Source organism: Acinetobacter sp. EKM10A (assembly GCF_011075215.1).
Classification (GTDB): Bacteria; Pseudomonadota; Gammaproteobacteria; order Pseudomonadales; family Moraxellaceae; genus Acinetobacter; species Acinetobacter baumannii.
Window position 1 is genome coordinate 17368 of the sequence record NZ_JAALLK010000015.1, and the last position, 18246, is coordinate 35613.

The following is an 18246-nucleotide window of genomic DNA, read 5'->3' on the forward strand; positions in this document are numbered from 1 at the left end:
AGAATTTCATGTGGGCATGATATAACAATTCTATATATGGTCTTGTCCACTTATTCTTTCCAGTAGAGTTAATCCTATGGATCTGGTTTCACGTATACAAAATCTTCCAATTGGCAAATTTCACTACACGCTTTTATGGGTAGTGGGTTTAGGCTGGATGTTTGATGCGATGGATACTGGCATTATCGCTTTTATTATGACAACCCTTGTTAAAGACTGGTCATTAACACCAGTTGAAAGTGGCTGGATTGTCAGTATTGGCTTTGTAGGCATGGCTATAGGCGCAGTTTGTTCTGGTGCCTTGGCAGATCGTTTTGGCCGTAAAACTGTATTTGCGATGACAATGGCAATTTATAGTATTGCGACTGCGTTATGTGCTTTTGCCCCTGATCTAAAGTGGCTATTAATTTTTCGGTTTATTGTTGGGTTGGGGCTAGGTGGTCAATTACCTGTAGCAGTCACACTGGTCAGTGAGTATGTGCCTGCTCATGTTCGTGGAAGATTTATCGTTCTGCTTGAAAGTTTTTGGGGATTAGGCTGGCTGGTTGCTGCGCTCATTTCTTATTTTATTATTCCTAAATTTGGCTGGCATATTGCCTTTCTTATAGGTGGACTTCCACTTATTTATATTTTAGTGATTTGGAAAAAAGTCCCTGAGTCGATACCGTATTTGATTAACCGTGGTCGTATTGAAGAAGCGCATGCACTGGTACAAAAACTAGAAGCCGAAGCATGTGTGCAAATTGTTCACCATATTGAAGTCGTGCCTGTGGCGATGCGACAAAAAGTTTCATTTAAACAGCTCTGGAGTGGTCAATTTGCTCGTAGAAGTTTAATGCTCTGGCTAATCTGGTTTGGCATTGTGTATTCCTATTACGGCATCTTTACGTGGTTGCCGAGTTTATTGGTGAAACAAGGCTATGACATTGTCAAATCATTTGAATATGTATTGCTTATGATTTTGGCGCAGTTACCGGGCTACTTGGCGGCTGCTTGGTTTGTCGAGCGTTTAGGTCGAAAAATTACACTTGCCGCATTTATCGGTTTTTGTGCTTTGTCGGCATATTTCTTTGGACAAGCCGACAGTGTAAATAGCATTATGTTCTGGGGCTGTCTCATGTCATTCTTTAATTTGGGTGCATGGGGAGTGTTATATACCTATACACCAGAACAATATCCGGCCAATATTCGGGCTTTCGGGTCAGGCTGGGCATCGGCAATGGGGCGTATCGGTGGAATTGTCGCGCCAATGGTCGTGACACATATGATGGTTGCTAAAAACGGCTTTAATCACGTTTTTATGATGTTTACTGTGGTTTTACTTGCCGTAGCTTTAGTGATTTTGATATTAGGTGAAGAGACTCAAGGTAAAAGGCTAGAGTCAATTGGGCTATAGTTTTTGCCTAACTTTATAGCAAGTAACTAAAAATATAGAGAGATAAGACACAATTTGACGCTCAGGTGACAGAGTCCCCCTTGTGTCTGTAACATAGCCCACTTAGCATAATACACACTTAAAATAACGACTGATTTGGAAGATAAGCTGACTATGACCAGCCTTGCGCATCATGCGACAGAAAACCGCTCTGTAGCCGAATTTACTGAACAGGCTTACTTGAATTATGCCATGTACGTCATTATGGACCGTGCATTGCCGCATATCAGTGATGGCTTAAAGCCCGTACAGCGCCGTATTGTCTATGCCATGAGCGAGCTAGGCTTAAAAAGCAGTGGCAAGCCAAAAAAATCAGCGCGTACAGTGGGTGATGTACTTGGTAAATACCACCCACATGGTGACTCGGCATGTTATGAAGCCATGGTACTCATGGCTCAGCCATTTAGTTACCGCTATCCTTTAATCGAAGGTCAGGGAAACTGGGGTTCACCAGATGATCCTAAATCTTTTGCTGCGATGCGTTATACCGAAGCTAAACTCTCGGCTTATAGTGAATTATTGCTGAGTGAATTAGGTCAGGGCACTAGCGAATGGCAAGATAACTTTGATGGTTCTTTAAAAGAACCGATCACTTTACCTGCACGTGTACCTAATATTCTTCTTAATGGTACGACAGGTATTGCTGTCGGGATGGCAACTGATATCCCGCCACATAATTTGCGTGAAGTTGTAAAAGGCACAATTGCTTTAATCCGTAATCCGCAAACCTCGGACGAAAAATTAGCTGAATATATTCCAGCTCCGGATTTACCAACCAAAGCTGAAATTATTACCCCGCCTGAAGAATTACTCAAAATCCAGACCACTGGTCGTGGTAGTTACCGTATGCGAGCGGTATATACCATTGAGAAAAATGAAATCGTAATTACTGAGCTGCCATATCAAGTCTCTGGTTCTAAGGTAATTACTCAAATTGCTGACCAGATGCAGGCTAAAAAGCTACCATTAGTTGTCGACGTGCGTGATGAATCGGATCATGAAAACCCGACACGACTCGTGATTGTACTGCGCTCTAACCGTATTGATGCGGAAGCAGTGATGAGCCACTTATTTGCGACCACTGATTTAGAATCAAGCTATCGTGTCAATTTAAACATGATTGGCGAAGATGGCCGTCCTCAGGTGAAATCAATTCGTCGTATTTTGCTTGAATGGATCGAGATCCGTAAAAAAACGGTAACTCGTCGTTTACAGTACCATTTAAACCGTATTGAAAAGCGCCTGCATATTTTGGCAGGTCTTTTAATTGCTTATCTCGATATTGATACAGTCATTCGTATTATTCGTGAAGAAGACCAGCCTAAGCCAGTCTTGATGGAACACTTCAATATTGATGAGATACAGGCCGAAGCGATTTTAGAGCTTAAATTACGTCATTTGGCCAAGCTTGAAGAGATGGAAATTCGTCATGAACAAGATGAGCTTTCCGCGAAAGCTGCCATTATTCGTGAACAACTCGAAAATCCTGAATCTTTAAAAAACCTGATTATCAGTGAATTAAAAGAAGATGCGAAAAAGTTCGGTGATGAGCGCCGTTCTCCAATTGTTGCACGTGCTGAAGCGGTTCAAATTAAAGAACAGGATTTAATGCCAGCTGAAACGGTAACAGTCGTTTTGTCTGAAGCAGGCTGGGTTCGTGCGGCAAAAGGTGCGGATGTGGATGCCGAAAATCTGAACTACCGTGCTGGGGACCAATATTTAAGTCATGCTGTCGGGAAAACCAATCAGCGAGTTTACTTCCTTGATGAAACAGGGCGCAGCTATGCCTTGCCAATTAGTAACTTACCTTCAGCGAGAAGCTTGGGGGATCCATTAAGTTCTAAATTATCACCAGCAAGTGGCGTATCGTTTATTCAGGTTTATTTAGATGATGATGAGTCTGAATTGATTGCTGCAAGTTCGGCAGGTTATGGTTTTAAAACGCAAACCAAACAATTAGATACCAATGCGAAAGCCGGTAAGACATTCTTGACGGTTCCGGATAAGGCAAAGGCTTTACCACTCATTTCTGCCCAAAACATGACGCATTTGGCTGTATTGAGCTCAGCAGGGCGTTTGTTAATTTTAGATTTGGCAGAACTACCAAATTTAAATAAAGGTAAAGGTAATAAGTTGATACAACTTGAAGGCAAAGAGCAAATTTTATCCATGACAACCCTGAACTTAGATGAAATAATTCAGGTGGTTGCAGGTCAACAACATCTCAAATTAAAAGGTGATGATCTACAAAAATACATGGGTAAACGTGCTTCGAAAGGTCAGCTCTTACCACGTGGATATCAAAAAGCAAATAAACTGTTGATTCAGAGATAAAGCTAGCGTCTGGCAACATAAATACGCTATATATGGCAACATGTTCAAGCAATGAACTGAACTTGTTGGTATTGAATAATGATTAAAAGGGCAGCAATTTGGAGTACTTAATTTGTACTCCATGCAAAAAATTTGGCAGGCTTAAATTGTCAAAACTTCTGTCTCATAATCTTGTTCGAAAGTGTCATGAATATGCCAATAAGTTTTAAATATGTTCTGGCACCAAGAAGCTAAAGAATAGCTGGGGCATTGAATAACAGTTATTACTAAGGATTACGAATCGGAGATAATGGCATTATGGAAAAGATTTGGTTTGCAGAATACCAAAAGACAGGGATTCCAGAAACAGTAGCATTGCCTGCAGAAAATACCTCACTTGTTGATATTTTTGAGCGTAATTTCCAAAAATTTGGTTCTCGTGATGCCTTTATCTTTATGGATAAAGCCATGTCATTTAACGAGTTGGAGCTTGCAAGCCGTAAGTTCGCGACCTATTTGCAAAATTTGGGGTTAGCAAAAGGTACGCGTGTGGCAGTAATGATGCCAAACGTGCTGCAGTATCCTGTAGTGGCATTGGCAGTCTTACGTGCAGGCTTGGTTTTAGTGAATGTTAACCCACTATATACTGCGCGTGAACTTGAGCATCAGTTAAATGACTCAGGTGCAGAAGTGCTCGTTATTATCGAGAACTTTGCAAGTGTTTACCAAAGCATTTTGGGTAAAACTCCAGTGAAGCATGTGGTTGTTGCTTCTGTCGGAGATATGCTAGGAACACTGAAAGGTACTTTGGTGAACTTTGTTTTACGTAAAGTCCGTAAACAAATTCCAACTTGGAATATTCCTGGGCATGTTAAATTTAACAGTGCATTAAATAAAGAAAATCCAAGCAATTATAAACGTCCGACTTTAACTTTAAGTGATACTGCCGTGCTTCAATATACCGGTGGTACAACGGGTGTTTCAAAAGGTGCTGAGCTGACTCACCGCAATTTGGTTGCCAACCTTTTACAGTGTGATGGTATTTTCCAAAGCAAATTCGGTGCAAACGATGGTGCTAAAGGCGATCGTATTGTTTGTGCATTACCGCTTTACCATATTTTTGCGTTCATGGTTTGTGCGATGTACGGTATGTACAAAGGGCAGGCAAATATCTTAATTCCGAACCCGCGTGACTTACCGGCTGTGATTAAGGAATTACGTAAATATCAACCTTCTTTCTTCCCTGCAGTAAATACATTATTTAATGCCTTGGTGAATAATGAAGAGTTCAAGCAACTTGACCATAGCAACTTAAAAATGGCTATGGGCGGTGGTATGGCAGTGCTGCCATCTACAGCAGAAGCTTGGAAGAAAATTACTGGTACAACCATTATTGAAGGTTATGGCTTATCAGAAACTTCACCAGTTGCAACTGCGAATCCACCTGCATCTACTGAATTTAGTGGCACCATTGGTATTCCATTACCGTTAACTGAGGTTGCAATTTTAGATGATGACGGAAAAGAAGTACCTTTGGGTGAACAAGGGGAAATCTCAATTCGTGGTCCTCAAGTCATGAAAGGCTATTGGAACCGTCCAGATGAGACTGCTAAAGTCATGACAGCAGATGGTTTCTTCCGTACCGGTGACATTGGTGTAATGGACAGCCGTGGATACGTCAAAATTGTAGACCGTAAAAAAGATATGATTTTGGTTTCTGGCTTTAACGTTTACCCAAGTGAAATTGAAGAAGTGATTGCTAAACATCCAAAAGTATTGGAAGTTGCTGCAATTGGTGTTCCAGATGAAAAATCAGGTGAAGTGCCAAAACTCTTTATTGTGAAAAAAGATCCAAGCTTAACCACAGAAGAAGTTTTGAACTTTGCTAAAGAAAACTTAACAGGCTATAAACGCCCTCGTTATGTTGAGTTTATGGATGAATTACCAAAATCAAATGTAGGCAAAATTTTACGTAAAGATTTGCGTAAACCTGCGTAATGATGAATAAAAAAAGCGCCGTAAGGCGCTTTTTTTAGTTTAATGGTTTTTCATAAACCAACGATCTACATAAGGACGACCAATTCCGACCATACCAACAAAAACTAACATGGTACCGAGTTGTAGACGTAAGTGAGTTACATCAAGTTGACCATAACTGAGATAATTATCTACAAGACAATATATGGTAATCACAATGAGCCAGTGCCACAAAGGAAGTCTTTGGACACCCACAGCAATAAAGGTCACTGTTAAGATCACGAAGGTACCCAGTGTAGATTGCCAATTAAAATTCGCACAAATTACACTCAGTAAAAAAGCGACGATCGGTAATACAATTTTGAATATACGATCTACCTGAAGCTGGTTCTTCTTTTGCTTTTCTAAGACCTCGAACAATTCTTTTTGATCAGGTTGTTGCATACATAGCCCTATAAATCAGTGATGACATGCGGTTGCATAAAATTTCAGGTAAAAACGATGAGTTATGATAGCATGATCAACAGTATTTTCAGTGATGGATGGCACTATGCACGGCATCAGCAGCATTATCTATATTATTTTAGTGGCATGTTTGCTGCCATACGCATTTACCGTGATTGCAAAATTTACCGGTGGTTTTCAGCCCGTCGATAATCAGAACCCAAGAGACTTTCTTGCTAATACAAAGGGTATCGCTGCTCGGGCAAATGCAGTACAACAAAACAGTTTTGAAAGTTTACCTTTATTTTTAACAGCTATTTTGATGGCTGAATATATGGTGGTTCCTGAATACTTTATTTTAAGATTGGGCTGGGCCTATATTATTTTACGTGTGATTTATGGCATTTGTTACTTAAGTAATTGGGCTACTTTACGCTCTATCGTCTGGTTTTTATCATTGTTATGCCCAATATTCTTGTTGATCGTGACAATTAAGTTGACTTGAGTGTCATTCTGTCACCATTCATATCAACTTTCGCGTGCGCGCATTGTATAATCGGCATCATTTTGATGATATCCACGTTATAATCGAGTGGATTTTACATCTGACTTCATAACGAAAGAGTATTGATATGAGTTACAGCAATATCCCAGCAGGTAAAGATGCACCAAATGACATCTATGTCATCATTGAAATTCCTGCAAATGCAGCGCCAATTAAATATGAAATTGACAAAGATTCTGATGCATTGTTTGTAGACCGTTTCATGGGTACAGCAATGTTCTATCCAGCAAACTACGGTTATGTACCAAATACTTTGTCTGAAGATGGTGACCCATTAGACGTACTTGTTGTAACTCCACATCCTGTTGCTGCCGGTTCTGTAATCCGTTGCCGCCCAGTGGGCAAATTAAACATGGAAGATGACGGTGGTATCGACGCGAAATTAATCGCTGTTCCACACGAAAAATTATCTCCGCTTTATAAAGATGTTCAGGAATATACAGATCTTCCTCCATTGTTGATTAGCCAAGTTGAGCATTTCTTCAGCCACTATAAAGATTTAGAACCAGGCAAATGGGTGAAAATCAGCGGTTGGGAAGGTGCTGACGTTGCTAAAGCGGAAGTATTGAAAGCAATCGAAGCTGCTAAAAAATAAGCTCTAATTTTTAAGCCTAGAGCGTCGCAATTGATATTCTGGGCTTAATAAAAAACCTACCTGTGTGACCAGAGGTAGGTTTTTTTATGCTTGATAAATCTGTGAATTAGAATAATTTCACAGGAATATCTAAGAAAATACGCCATTCATTGGTATCACCGATGTAAGCGCCTTGGTAAGCATCACTTGCACGGTAGTAAGAGTTACGAATACGAAGGCTTGCATCTTTAGCAAAACCACTTTGAACTGTGTATTTCACTTGGTTAAAGAATTCGCGTTCTTGAGCATCATCAGTTACATTTCTAACCTTGATGTCCCAACCATATACAAATGCAGTGGTCCAGTTTAAACCAGGTAATACGCCTAACTTGCCAAAATCAACATTGTATTGAATTTGAGCAGATTTCTCGTGGTTACCGATGAAATCAGACATATAAGAGTTTGGCAAATAAATACTTTGGAAACCATCAGCATTTTGGCCATAGTCGTAACCAACATTACCAGTGTTTTGTTGATATGCTAACATCACACTATGTGGACCAGTCGCATAAGTACCTGAAATAGCCCAAATATTATTGGTCTTTTCTTCGCCAGCTATACCATCCGCAGCATAATTTGGTGCTACAGTTCCAGTTGCTGAATAAGTGTGTGCATTTGCATCAAACTTAGTATGGTATCCACTAAAATCATAAGTTAATGAACTGTCATTTGCTAAAGGTTGTTTAAAGTTAACATTAGCATAATGGCGTTCAAGAGCATTTTTGCTGTCTAAGCCATAATAAGATGCATTTAAGTTATCATTAAACTTATATTTAGCACCCCACACAATTGCACGGTCAAGACCTCTGCCAGAAGCATCCGCATCGGTATTGATTTGGTCAGACATTTGGTCTTTAGTAAATTTACCAGCAACAACCTCAAGGTTCTTGATTTCATGGCTAGTTAATAAAGTACCTGTGAAGTATTCAGGAACCATACGTCCTGTATTACTTGCAAGGACTGGTAAGTCGAGTACTTGAGTACCGTAACGTACTGTTGTATTCGAGAAACGTGCCTTAACGCTGCCACCACCACGAGCCCAGTGGTCGTAAGCTGAACCATCGTTGTGTTTTGGAATCATTTGGTTTCCAGCGTTTTTGTTTTCGCCAATTTTAAATGATCCGTCACCAACAACGCCTACACCGAAACCAACGATACCAGGAGTAAAGCCAGATTCGATACTTACAATTGCTGATTGAGCAACTGAGCTAGTATCTTTCGCGCCCTGTTTTTTGTCACGAGTTAGATAACCTGTACGGAAGAGAATAGAACCGTTCGCATCTTCAACAAATCCTTTTGCCTCACTTTGCTCGCTTGCCTGAGCTGAGGAAATTATTGCCGCAGAAATGAGAACTGCTAATGTAAGTTTTTGTGCTTTTAGCATATTTAAAGAACCTCATAAAAACGATAAATCCTGTGCCTTGTTATTGTTCAGGGCCTAGGATTTCCATCAATTGTATAAGTAATCTATAAAAAAGATATATTTTTGTTCATTTTATTTTATATATGCTATGCAGGATTTGATTAATGTGGTAGGGGAGTTTAACTGAATTTATTTTTAAATTTTTATAGTTAATTTATTGTTTAAAATGGAAAAAGTAATTTATTTTTTAGTTGAATTTTACCATTTTTTCTTATGTGAAAATTTTAAAAATACTTGATTTTTGTGTTCAATTTTTACTCTTTTTTGTTTGATATGTTTACTTTTTAATCTCTTCTTAAGCAATTTCCTTGAGCAATTTTTAGTAATCTCACTCTATATTGTTACTTTATAACATTTTTATATCAAAAAATTGTTTAAAACAGAGACGAAAGCAACGCCAGAAAACCCCTAGACTCTATCGATCAAATTTAGTGCGATAATTTGCATGAAATTTGTGCAATTTATTTTTCATTTATATTTTCGTGCGGAAAAAGCCCAAAATGGTTCATAAATAAAAATAAGGGTTAAATAAAGAGGCTCTGTACTAATAAATTTATGGAGTTTTTATCTCTTTATATAGAAATGAAATAGAGACTTTACGCCCTACCATTCAATACTACCGATCTCGGCTTGTTTATTTCCGATAAGGTGTTTTCTCATGTTTTCTTTATATTTTACGCAAACAAAATGTTCATACTTTATTGTTATATATAAAAATAATTATTTAGAAGATTTTTATTTTTCGCGTTGTATAAGTTTTTTAGTCTCTAAATTAATGAAGTGTAGCGATACCAAATATGAACTTGGCACAGCAATTGCTAAAGCTTAAGTAACAAAATTTGTTTAAGTCATATAAATCGTGCGTTCATTGTGGGGGAGATCAAAATGATGAAGTTTGCACTTAAAGCAGTAACATTCGGCGTACTCACGGCAGGTTCAACCATGGTTATGGCTGAAGATGCTCCATCTTTTTACGGCATCACCGCAACTGGTAGTGTGGCTGCTACTACAGATTATCGCTTCCGCGGTATTACGCAGTCTTCAAATAATCCAGCTATTCAAGGTGGCTTCACTTTCTCTCATAAGTCAGGTGCTTATGTTGCGCTTTGGGGGTCAAGCGTAGACTTTAATACACCTGGTGTTTCAACTGAAACTGATATCTCGTTAGGTTATACCAACACCTTAAAACTGTCAGATACACTTGCACCGACTTATGATGTTGGTGTGATCCGTTATGGTTACATTGGCTCTGATTCAAAATTCACTAATCCATACAATGGTGACACTGGTTTTGACTTTACCGAGTTTTACGGAAAATTAACGTTTGCAGATTCTTTATTTAAAGGTGATGCCCTTAGTGTAGGTGTGAACTACTCTAACGATTACTGGGGCCACTCTGACGAGTTCTGGTATTTTAACGTGGGTTATTCGGCACCAATTGCAGACACCGGATTTACTGGACTTGCTTCAGTTGGTTATAACAAGCTTAAAAACAAAGATTCTTTACTTGTAGTTGCAGGTGGACCAGGTGAAGATGATAGCTATATTGATTATAAAGTCGGCGTAAACTATAACATCTTGGGTATTGTTGCTGAGCTAGATGTTGTCGGTACAGATATTAGTACTTCTGGCATGACTGATGCCCAGAAAAAACCTTATGACACAGGTTTAGTGTTTAGTTTAACTAAAACATTCTAAGTTGGGGTTTTAAAAAAGCGGGTCAATAAACCCGCTTTTTTATTAGTTTTCTATTTCAGAAAGTAGTTGTTTTAACTGATTAAGCTCAATATCCGTGGCTTTGGTCAACGGCTTGCGTGGTGCTCCTGCAGCGACACCTTTTAGTTGTAAACCTGCTTTAATCGTTTTAGGCAGACCACCACTTACAATAAAGCGTAATAGAGGAAGCTGCTGATAAAATGACTTCTGGGCTTGTTCCAATTCACCATTTTTTACATATTCAATAAGCTGTTGAGGTCGTTGACCTAACAGATTGGGTGCTGCTGTACACCAACCGCTTGCTCCTGCGCATAAAGCTTCTAAAGCTAGAGGGTTACAGCCGTTATAAAATGGAAGTTCACCTTTTGATAGCTCATAAATTTTATGCATGCGCTGAATATCGCCGCTGCTTTCTTTTACCATCATAATATTTGCAATGTTATTAAACATGCGCACGATTAATTCAGGAGACATATCAACACCACTGGTCGCGGGGTTGTTATAAATCATAATTGGTAGAGTGGTTTCTTGGGCAATTGCTTGATAATATTCAAAAATCTCTTGGTCTGTTAGCTTCCAATAAGATACGGGAATCACCATAAGTGCATCTGCACCATAGCTTTGCGCGACTTGGGCTTTTTTGATGGCTTGATTAGTCGTGAGTTCTGAAATCCCAATAATGACAGGCACGCGTTTATTAATGCTTTCAATTGAAATTTTCGCGACTAAGCACCATTCATCCCATTCAAGATAAGCGCTTTCACCTGTACTGCCTAAAGGTGCAATCGCGTCGCAGCCATTTTCAATAAGCAAATCCAGCATTTGTTTTAGAACAGGAAGATTGATGGTGTTGTCATAAGAAAACGGAGTAACAGGGTAGCCAATAATGCCGTTTAATTTCATGGTCGAGGTCTCTTTTTAAATACAGTCAGAATGTTTTTTCAAAGCTTTACGTGCGTAGTAAGCAAAGTTCACTTTGTTGCGTTTATCGGTAGACACCCAATCATGGGCTTCTGCTGCCAAAGCGTGGGGGATAGGCTGGATTTGTCCGGCAGACATGGCTAAAAGTTGCAGTTGAGCTGCACGTTCAATTAAAAGCGCCAAGTTGCAGGCTTCTTCAATGGTTTTTCCTGTGACCAATTGACCATGATGAGACAACAAAACAGCGCGGTTTTTACCCAGAGCAGAAGAAATCAAAATACCTTCTTCATTACCTACAGGAACTCCCGGCCAATGACCTACAAATGAGCAGTCTTCGTAAAGTGCGCAAACGTCCATTTGGGAAATCATAAGCGGAATCTGTAGCATCGACAGGGCCGCTACATAGGTAGGATGCGTATGGATAATACAGTTCACCTCTGGGTGTTCTTTATAAATCCATGTGTGGAAACGGTTGGCTGGGTTTGCCATGCCTTCTTGATTGATGGGTTCTAAGTCCTGATTCACCTCAAGCAAGTTTGAAGCAGTAATTTCATCAAAACCTAAACCGAAACGTTGAGTAATAAAGGTTTCTTTATTTTCACTACGGCATGTAATTTGACCCGCTAACCCAGCGTCATGCCCATGATCAAATAAAATACGGCAAGTCAGTGCAAGCTTTTGACGGTCTGTTAAATCTAAGTCGCTCATCCACTTTTGCATGTCTTGCTGTGCGTGTTGCATCAAGTCGTGTTTGTTTACAGAAGCAGTCTTCATCTCTTCTCCAGTCCAGTTGACCAAATTAAGTAGGTGAAGGCAGAATAGAAAATAGCTGGATGGATCAATACATCCAGTTTTTATAAGTTATATGGTCCAGATGGGGCGAATATGCTAAGACCTTGGCAAATACATTTCCGCATTGATGAAAGAGAAGAAAAAACGGTTTTTCTAAAACTGACCAACTTGATTAGTCAGGAAATTTTGAGTGGCCGTTTAGTACAGGGCACTATGCTGCCGGGGTCTCGCAGCCTGTCAAAAGAATTGGGAATTAATCGAAAAACGGTACAAGCAGTTTATGAAGAATTGGAGGCACAAGGTTGGCTTGTGACTCGGCCTCGAAAAGGCACATTTGTGGCAGATGTTTTACCGGAAAAAAAACCTCAAATAGAGCCAAGAGCTGATCGAAAAGTTAGTGATAAACCAATAATTCAACAAGTTGCTCAGCGGCCCCATAACGATGGTGTGCCAGATCCGAGGCTTATTCCCTATGAATTATTCTCGAGGGCCTATCGGCACGCACTCATTAAAATTACTCAAAACCAGTATATGGGATATGGTGACCCACGCGGTATGGCTGAACTAAGGCAGGCTTTAAAACAAATGTTATCGATGGAACGTTTCATGAATGTTGCCGAAGATGAGATTTGTATTGTACGTGGTAGCCAGATGGGAATTTTTCTTGCCTCTCGTGCATTACCCAATCGGCAGGGTGTCATCGTCATTGAGGAATTATATTACCCATCTGCTTTTAAAGCATTTCAATCAAATGGCTTTCAAGTGGTTTCTGTCAAATTAGATGAACAAGGTATTGTTATTGAAGAACTCGAACGGATTTTAAAAGAACACTCGGTTGCAGCAATTTATACAACCCCACATCATCAGTACCCTACAACCGTTACCATGACAATGAGCCGCCGTCTTCAACTCTTAGAACTTTCAAAAAAATGGGGGTTTTACATTATTGAAGATGACTATGACCATGAATTCCACTATGACAGCCGGCCTATGCCACCCTTAGCAAGTTTGCCTCATTCTGAGTTGGTTATTCATGTAGGTTCATTGTCTAAAGTTTTTGCACCCGGTATTCGGTTAGGTTACATCGTGGCAAGTCCAACCATCATTCAAACCATTACTGAAGATATTTTATTGATTGATCGGCAGGGCAATAATATTACAGAACTCGCTTTAGCAGATTTAATGCAACGAGGGGAGATCAAGCGGCATATTCGTAAAATGAAAAAGATTTATCAGTTACGTCGAGACCATGCGTTAGCTGAGTTTCAAAGAGTTTTTGCTGAGAGTATTCAGATACAACCGCCTGCGGGTGGAATGGCTTTGTGGGTAAAGTTTCAAAAATCATTTACTCAAGATCAGCTCATAAAGCTAAAAGAACTCAACATTGATACAGAGCAGAAGTTTAAACAGAAAGAATGTGCTAATCATTGTATTCGCTTTGGTTTTGCAGCTTTATCAGAGAAAGAAATCACCTCTCTAATTGAGACCTTAAATGAAGCTCTTTAATAAAAGAACAGCGGACTCATAATCCGCTGTTTAATTTTAAGAATGATTACCTCGATAAGAGAGTGCTTCTGTAAGATGAGGACTTTGAATGACCTCACTTTGAGCCAAATCGGCAATAGTACGAGCAACCCGTAAAACGCGATGATAAGCTCGAGCAGATAAATTTAAACGTTGCTGAGCCATTTCAATCATTCGCTGTGAAGTACTATCGAGAACGGCATGTTGTTCCAGTTGTTTGGGTGAGAGCGCCTGATTCAAACAATCCTGTCTTTGCATTTGTTGTTCATAAGCATAAATCACACGTTGTCGTACAGTTGTAGAATCTTCTGCAGGTGTTGGGTCTTGCAGTTCTTGAGCTTTTAATGGCGGTACATCAATATGTAAATCGATACGATCGAGTAACGGTCCCGATATACGATTTTGATAGCGCTTAATGCTTTCTGGAGAACACTGACAACGGCTATCTTGATTAAATGCATACCCACATGGACAAGGATTCATTGCTGCAATGAGCTGAAAGTTTGCAGGGTAGGTAATTTGCCGAGCTGCTCGTGAAATAATGATTTCTTTTGACTCAAGCGGTTGGCGTAAGACTTCTAGAACTTTTCTGTCAAACTCGGGGAGTTCATCTAAAAATAGAACACCTAAATGAGATAAAGTAATTTCACCCGGTTTAGGGTGTGAACCGCCCCCAACCAGTGCAATTGCTGATGCTGTATGGTGGGGCGCGCGAAATGGACGCTGCCCAAAAGTATGTGGTGTATTTGAAATAGAATAAATACTTGCAACTTCAAGAGTTTCTTGAGTAGAAAGTGGCGGTAAAATGGAAGGCAGGCGTGAGGCCAATAAAGTTTTACCTGTGCCTGGTGGTCCTTTAAAGAGCAGGGAATGTCCCCCAGCGGCAGCAATTTCTAGTGCACGCCGTGGGCGTAGCTGACCTTTAACATCTGCAAGATCAAATTTATAGGGCATTTCATTTGAATAGGCACTTTGCTGCGCATGAGCTAGCTTTTGTGTGCCTAAAAAGTGCTCGCACACCTCTTTTAAATGGTTAACCGGATAACACTCAAGATTAGGTAAATGGCTAATATCTTGGCTATTATCGACTGGTAAAACGATTTTATGCTGAGCTTGCTGGCATGCCATTGCTAAAGTTAAGGCGCCTGACACAGGTCTTACATGACCGTCTAGAGCTAACTCTCCAATAAATTCAAAGTCTTCTGTGCAGTTTTCCGGAAGTTGACCAGAGGCAATTAAGATGCCTAAAGCAATTGGTAAATCTAGCCGTGAACCATCTTTGGGCAAATCTGCAGGAGCAAGGTTAATGGTCAGCCGCTTAGTTGGAAATTGAAATCCACTGTTAATAATAGCTGAGCGAACCCTATCCTTACTTTCCCTAACGGCTGCTTCAGCTAAGCCTACAATAGTCAGAGAGGGTAAGCCTTGACTCACATGCACCTCAACCTCAATGAGAGGCGCATGTAATCCTAAAAGTCCCCGAGTATAAATTTTAGAAAAAGACATCTTATTGTTCCATTATGGTGCTTCATTTTTAATCGTTGTAAAGTATAAGTGCGCTACGTTGGTGCTTATTTTTTATTCTTTAAAGCTTCTTCTAATAGACTGACTTGTTTTTGTAGCGCTTCTAAACGTTGATTGGCTAAATGAAGGGCTGTTTTTTGTCTTTCGATTTCTTGTTTAGAGACAAGATCTAATTTCTCGACAGTTTCATTTAATAATGCACGTAAGTTTTTTTCTAAATCTTTTTTAGGCTCGTCAATTTGTTCCAAAATGGCCTGTAATAGAGTTTCTAGCATGAGATATCCAAACTGTTGTATTACCTTATGCTCGCCAGTTTAACACTGCTTGAATCTAGGATATAGGCTTCTTGGCTTTTAGCCATGTCATAACGATAAATTGAAATAAAAACAGCACTGAAAATTCATTTTATTTTTAGTTGCTCATCTACATCTTGATAACTAAATAGGTTATAAAGAAAGCTCATGCAAAAGATTCATATCCTCCAACCTTTGAAATATTGGCATGAAAATTGAACATAAAACCTTACTGGTGAAAAGAAGCCGAAGGAAACAAACATGAAGCTTGTAACTGCAATTGTAAAACCGTTTAAATTGGATGATGTGCGTGAAGCACTCTCTGACATTGGTGTACAAGGGATTACCGTAACTGAAGTTAAAGGTTTTGGTCGTCAAAAAGGACATACAGAACTTTACCGCGGCGCTGAGTATGTGGTTGATTTCTTACCTAAAGTAAAAATCGAAATTGCGATTAGTGATGAAATGGTCGAAGCGGTAATTGAGTCAATTACACGTGTGGCAAGCACTGGAAAAATCGGCGACGGTAAGATTTTTGTGACTAATCTGGAACAAGTCATCCGTATCCGTACAGGTGAAACAGGACCAGATGCTGTCTAAATTGGCACAAAGCTTGCTGAGCAATAAATAGCTCGCAAATGAGGTTGGGGGACACGAATGAAAAAAATGCTTATGGCGCTGAGTTTAACCGGCGCACTTTTGGGTGGTACTGCCGCTTGGGCAGAAGAGACTGTAACAACACCAACATCTGAGGTTACAGCAACATCAACGTCTGAAGCTCCTGCAACAATTGCAGCGGCACCAGCAGCTGAGGAAACTCCGGCTGCTCCGACACCGACTGCAAAACTCGATACCGGTGATACATCTTGGATTTTAATTTCAACAGCTTTGGTTCTGTTGATGACAATTCCAGGCTTGGCGTTATTTTACGGTGGTATGGTCCGTAAGAAAAATGTCTTAAGCACTATGATGTTTAGCCTTTCTGCTGCAATTTTAGTAAGTTTGCTCTGGGTGATTGCAGGTTATTCAATCGCGTTCTCTGGCACAGGTGCATACTTTGGTGATTTGTCTAAAGCAATGCTCAATGGTGTCGCTTTTGATGCACTAAGTGGGACAATTCCTGAAAGCCTCTTTGTTATTTTCCAAATGACTTTCGCCATCATTACTGTCGCAATTTTGAGTGGCTCGATTGCTGATCGTATGAAATACTCAGCTTTCATGGCATTCATTGCAATTTGGGTACTTGTGGTTTATGCGCCAATTACTCACTGGGTGTGGGCGGCAGATGGCTGGTTATTTAAAGCAGGTGCATTAGATTTCGCTGGCGGTACGGTTGTACACATTAACTCCGGTGTTGCAGGCCTAGTTGCTGCTTATATGCTTGGTAAACGTATTGGTCTTGGCCGTGAATCTATGGCGCCACATAACTTAACTTTAACTGTAATCGGTGCAAGTTTACTTTGGGTGGGTTGGTTCGGCTTTAACGGTGGTAGTGCTTTAGGTGCTGGTGCTCGTGCAAGTATGGCAATTTTAGTGACTCAAGTTGCTGCCGCTGCTGCTGCGTTCTCTTGGTTGGTAGTAGAACGTATGATCCGTGGTAAAGCTTCTGTATTGGGCGGTGCGTCTGGAGCTGTTGCTGGTTTAGTTGTGATTACGCCTGCAGCTGGTTTTGTTGGTGTAGGCGGAGCTTTAGTAATGGGCCTTATTGGTGGCGTAGTCTGCTTCTGGGGTATTACGGCACTTAAACGCTTACTTAAAGCCGATGATGCTTTGGATGCGTTTGGTTTACACGCTGTAGGTGGTATTGTCGGTGCGATTTTAACTGGCGTATTTTATAGTGATGAAATCATTAAGGCAGCCAACGTAGCATTAGCACCAACATTCGCTGGTCAGTTGTGGGTACAAGTCGAAGGTGTGCTTGCGACAATGGTTTACAGTGGTATCGCAACTTTCATTATTCTTAAAGTGATTGACCTTATCATTGGACTTCGTGTTAATTCCGATGATGAACGTATGGGCCTGGACTTAAGCCAACATGGCGAACGTATTGAATAATCACTAATAATTCTTATATCAAAAACAGTCTTGTGCTGTGATCAAAGCGATGCTTTGATCTCGGACAGGGCTGTTTTTTTGTCTCATAGAATGCTGGTTCTGTAAGTGTAGAAATTTTGCTACACTAGGTCAAAGTAATTGACCCTATTAAGTCCGCTATGCATTGTCCATTTTGCAACGCCGCAGATAGTAAAGTCATCGATTCGCGTCTAGCCGCAGAAGGCTGTCAGATTCGTCGACGTCGTGAGTGTGTAAGTTGCGGTGAACGTTTTACCACTTTTGAAAGCTATGAAGTGGTGATGCCCCGTGTGATCAAATCGAATGGAAAAAATGAACCGTTCGATGAGGCGAAGCTACGTCGTTCGCTTATGCATGCCTTACAAAAACGTCCAGTGACACAAGAGCAGATCGAGACGGTTCTAAGCGATATTCAGTTGCAAATTCGCCGTTTGGGTGAGCGTGATGTGAAATCCAGAACGATTGGTGAGATTGTCATGCAATCTTTATTTGCACTTGACCACGTTGCCTATGTTCGTTTTGCTTCGGTTTATCAAGACTTTCAGGATGTTGAAGCGTTTCGCCGCCAAATTGAGCAAATGCAACAACGTGAACACTAATCATTTGAGATTT

The 18246-nt window shown here is 40.3% G+C and carries 16 protein-coding genes and 1 pseudogene; 11 read left to right on the plus strand and 6 right to left on the minus strand.

All coding sequences use genetic code 11. The annotated features are described in order from the left end of the window. The first annotated feature begins 76 nt into the window (after nucleotides 1-76). The 3 genes from G9371_RS15600 (at nucleotide 77) to G9371_RS15610 (ending at nucleotide 5746) form a co-directional block, all read left to right on the plus strand. Complete coding sequence (locus G9371_RS15600) at nucleotides 77-1396, plus strand: MFS transporter (protein ID WP_000366687.1); 1320 nt, start codon at nucleotides 77-79, stop codon at nucleotides 1394-1396. Between the two features lie 153 nt (nucleotides 1397-1549). Beyond that, entirely contained in the window at nucleotides 1550-3769 is a 2220-nt protein-coding gene (parC, locus tag G9371_RS15605) for a DNA topoisomerase IV subunit A (protein WP_029424465.1), read from the plus strand. Between the two features lie 297 nt (nucleotides 3770-4066). Then, nucleotides 4067-5746, plus strand: coding sequence for a long-chain-fatty-acid--CoA ligase (locus G9371_RS15610; RefSeq protein ID WP_000411995.1), 1680 nt, complete (start codon nucleotides 4067-4069; stop codon nucleotides 5744-5746). A 39-nt stretch (nucleotides 5747-5785) separates the two neighbouring features. Here the strand turns inward: G9371_RS15610 and G9371_RS15615 are convergent, their stop codons facing one another. Next, the gene (locus G9371_RS15615; RefSeq protein WP_001187004.1) at nucleotides 5786-6169 is read right to left on the minus strand and encodes a hypothetical protein; all 384 of its coding nucleotides are present in this window, start codon (nucleotides 6167-6169) and stop codon (nucleotides 5786-5788) included. A 106-nt stretch (nucleotides 6170-6275) separates the two neighbouring features. Between G9371_RS15615 and G9371_RS15620 the strand changes: the two genes are divergently transcribed. Together G9371_RS15620 and ppa are read left to right on the plus strand one after the other, a co-directional pair. Next, nucleotides 6276-6674, plus strand: coding sequence for an MAPEG family protein (locus G9371_RS15620; protein WP_000546045.1), 399 nt, complete (start codon nucleotides 6276-6278; stop codon nucleotides 6672-6674). Between the two features lie 127 nt (nucleotides 6675-6801). Beyond that, nucleotides 6802-7329: an inorganic diphosphatase gene (gene ppa, locus G9371_RS15625; RefSeq protein ID WP_000122443.1), complete on the plus strand. Its 528-nt coding sequence runs from the start codon at nucleotides 6802-6804 to the stop codon at nucleotides 7327-7329. Between the two features lie 106 nt (nucleotides 7330-7435). Here ppa and G9371_RS15630 read toward each other — a convergent pair whose 3' ends face one another. Then, complete coding sequence (locus G9371_RS15630; RefSeq protein ID WP_000910009.1) at nucleotides 7436-8752, minus strand: OprD family outer membrane porin; 1317 nt, start codon at nucleotides 8750-8752, stop codon at nucleotides 7436-7438. 697 nt (nucleotides 8753-9449) lie between these two features. Here G9371_RS15630 and G9371_RS19240 point away from each other — a divergent pair. After that, nucleotides 9450-9620: a hypothetical protein gene (locus G9371_RS19240; RefSeq protein ID WP_000492276.1), complete on the plus strand. Its 171-nt coding sequence runs from the start codon at nucleotides 9450-9452 to the stop codon at nucleotides 9618-9620. A 56-nt stretch (nucleotides 9621-9676) separates the two neighbouring features. Next, nucleotides 9677-10489 (plus strand): TorF family putative porin, encoded by an 813-nt coding sequence (locus G9371_RS15635; protein WP_000975212.1) that lies wholly within the window; start codon nucleotides 9677-9679, stop codon nucleotides 10487-10489. Nucleotides 10490-10531: 42 nt separating this feature from the next. Here the strand turns inward: G9371_RS15635 and G9371_RS15640 are convergent, their stop codons facing one another. Further along, the gene (locus G9371_RS15640; protein ID WP_029424464.1) at nucleotides 10532-11410 is read right to left on the minus strand and encodes a dihydrodipicolinate synthase family protein; all 879 of its coding nucleotides are present in this window, start codon (nucleotides 11408-11410) and stop codon (nucleotides 10532-10534) included. Between the two features lie 15 nt (nucleotides 11411-11425). Continuing rightward, a complete protein-coding gene (locus tag G9371_RS15645) occupies nucleotides 11426-12202 on the minus strand; it encodes an aldolase (RefSeq protein WP_000845034.1) in 777 nt (258 codons plus the stop codon). Between the two features lie 111 nt (nucleotides 12203-12313). Here G9371_RS15645 and G9371_RS15650 point away from each other — a divergent pair. Further along, a pseudogene (locus G9371_RS15650) lies at nucleotides 12314-13748 on the plus strand (PLP-dependent aminotransferase family protein). A gap of 14 nt (nucleotides 13749-13762) precedes the next feature. Here the strand turns inward: G9371_RS15650 and G9371_RS15655 are convergent. Then, nucleotides 13763-15250 carry a YifB family Mg chelatase-like AAA ATPase gene (locus G9371_RS15655; RefSeq protein ID WP_000010467.1) on the minus strand — a complete coding sequence of 496 codons (1488 nt, stop codon included), beginning with the start codon at nucleotides 15248-15250 and terminating at the stop codon, nucleotides 13763-13765. A 65-nt stretch (nucleotides 15251-15315) separates the two neighbouring features. Further along, a complete protein-coding gene (locus G9371_RS15660; protein WP_000894500.1) occupies nucleotides 15316-15543 on the minus strand; it encodes an accessory factor UbiK family protein in 228 nt (75 codons plus the stop codon). Nucleotides 15544-15822: 279 nt separating this feature from the next. Between G9371_RS15660 and glnK the strand changes: the two genes are divergently transcribed. The 3 genes from glnK to nrdR all read left to right on the plus strand — a co-directional run bounded on the left by glnK (nucleotide 15823) and on the right by nrdR (nucleotide 18233). Next, nucleotides 15823-16161, plus strand: a complete 339-nt coding sequence (gene glnK / locus G9371_RS15665) for a P-II family nitrogen regulator (protein WP_000780327.1) — start codon at nucleotides 15823-15825, stop codon at nucleotides 16159-16161. A 57-nt stretch (nucleotides 16162-16218) separates the two neighbouring features. Continuing rightward, on the plus strand, nucleotides 16219-17616 hold the full coding sequence (locus tag G9371_RS15670; RefSeq protein WP_000738520.1) for an ammonium transporter: 1398 nt from the start codon (nucleotides 16219-16221) through the stop codon (nucleotides 17614-17616). A 158-nt stretch (nucleotides 17617-17774) separates the two neighbouring features. Further along, a complete protein-coding gene (gene nrdR / locus G9371_RS15675; RefSeq protein WP_000543541.1) occupies nucleotides 17775-18233 on the plus strand; it encodes a transcriptional regulator NrdR in 459 nt (152 codons plus the stop codon). Nucleotides 18234-18246: the final 13 nt, after the last annotated feature.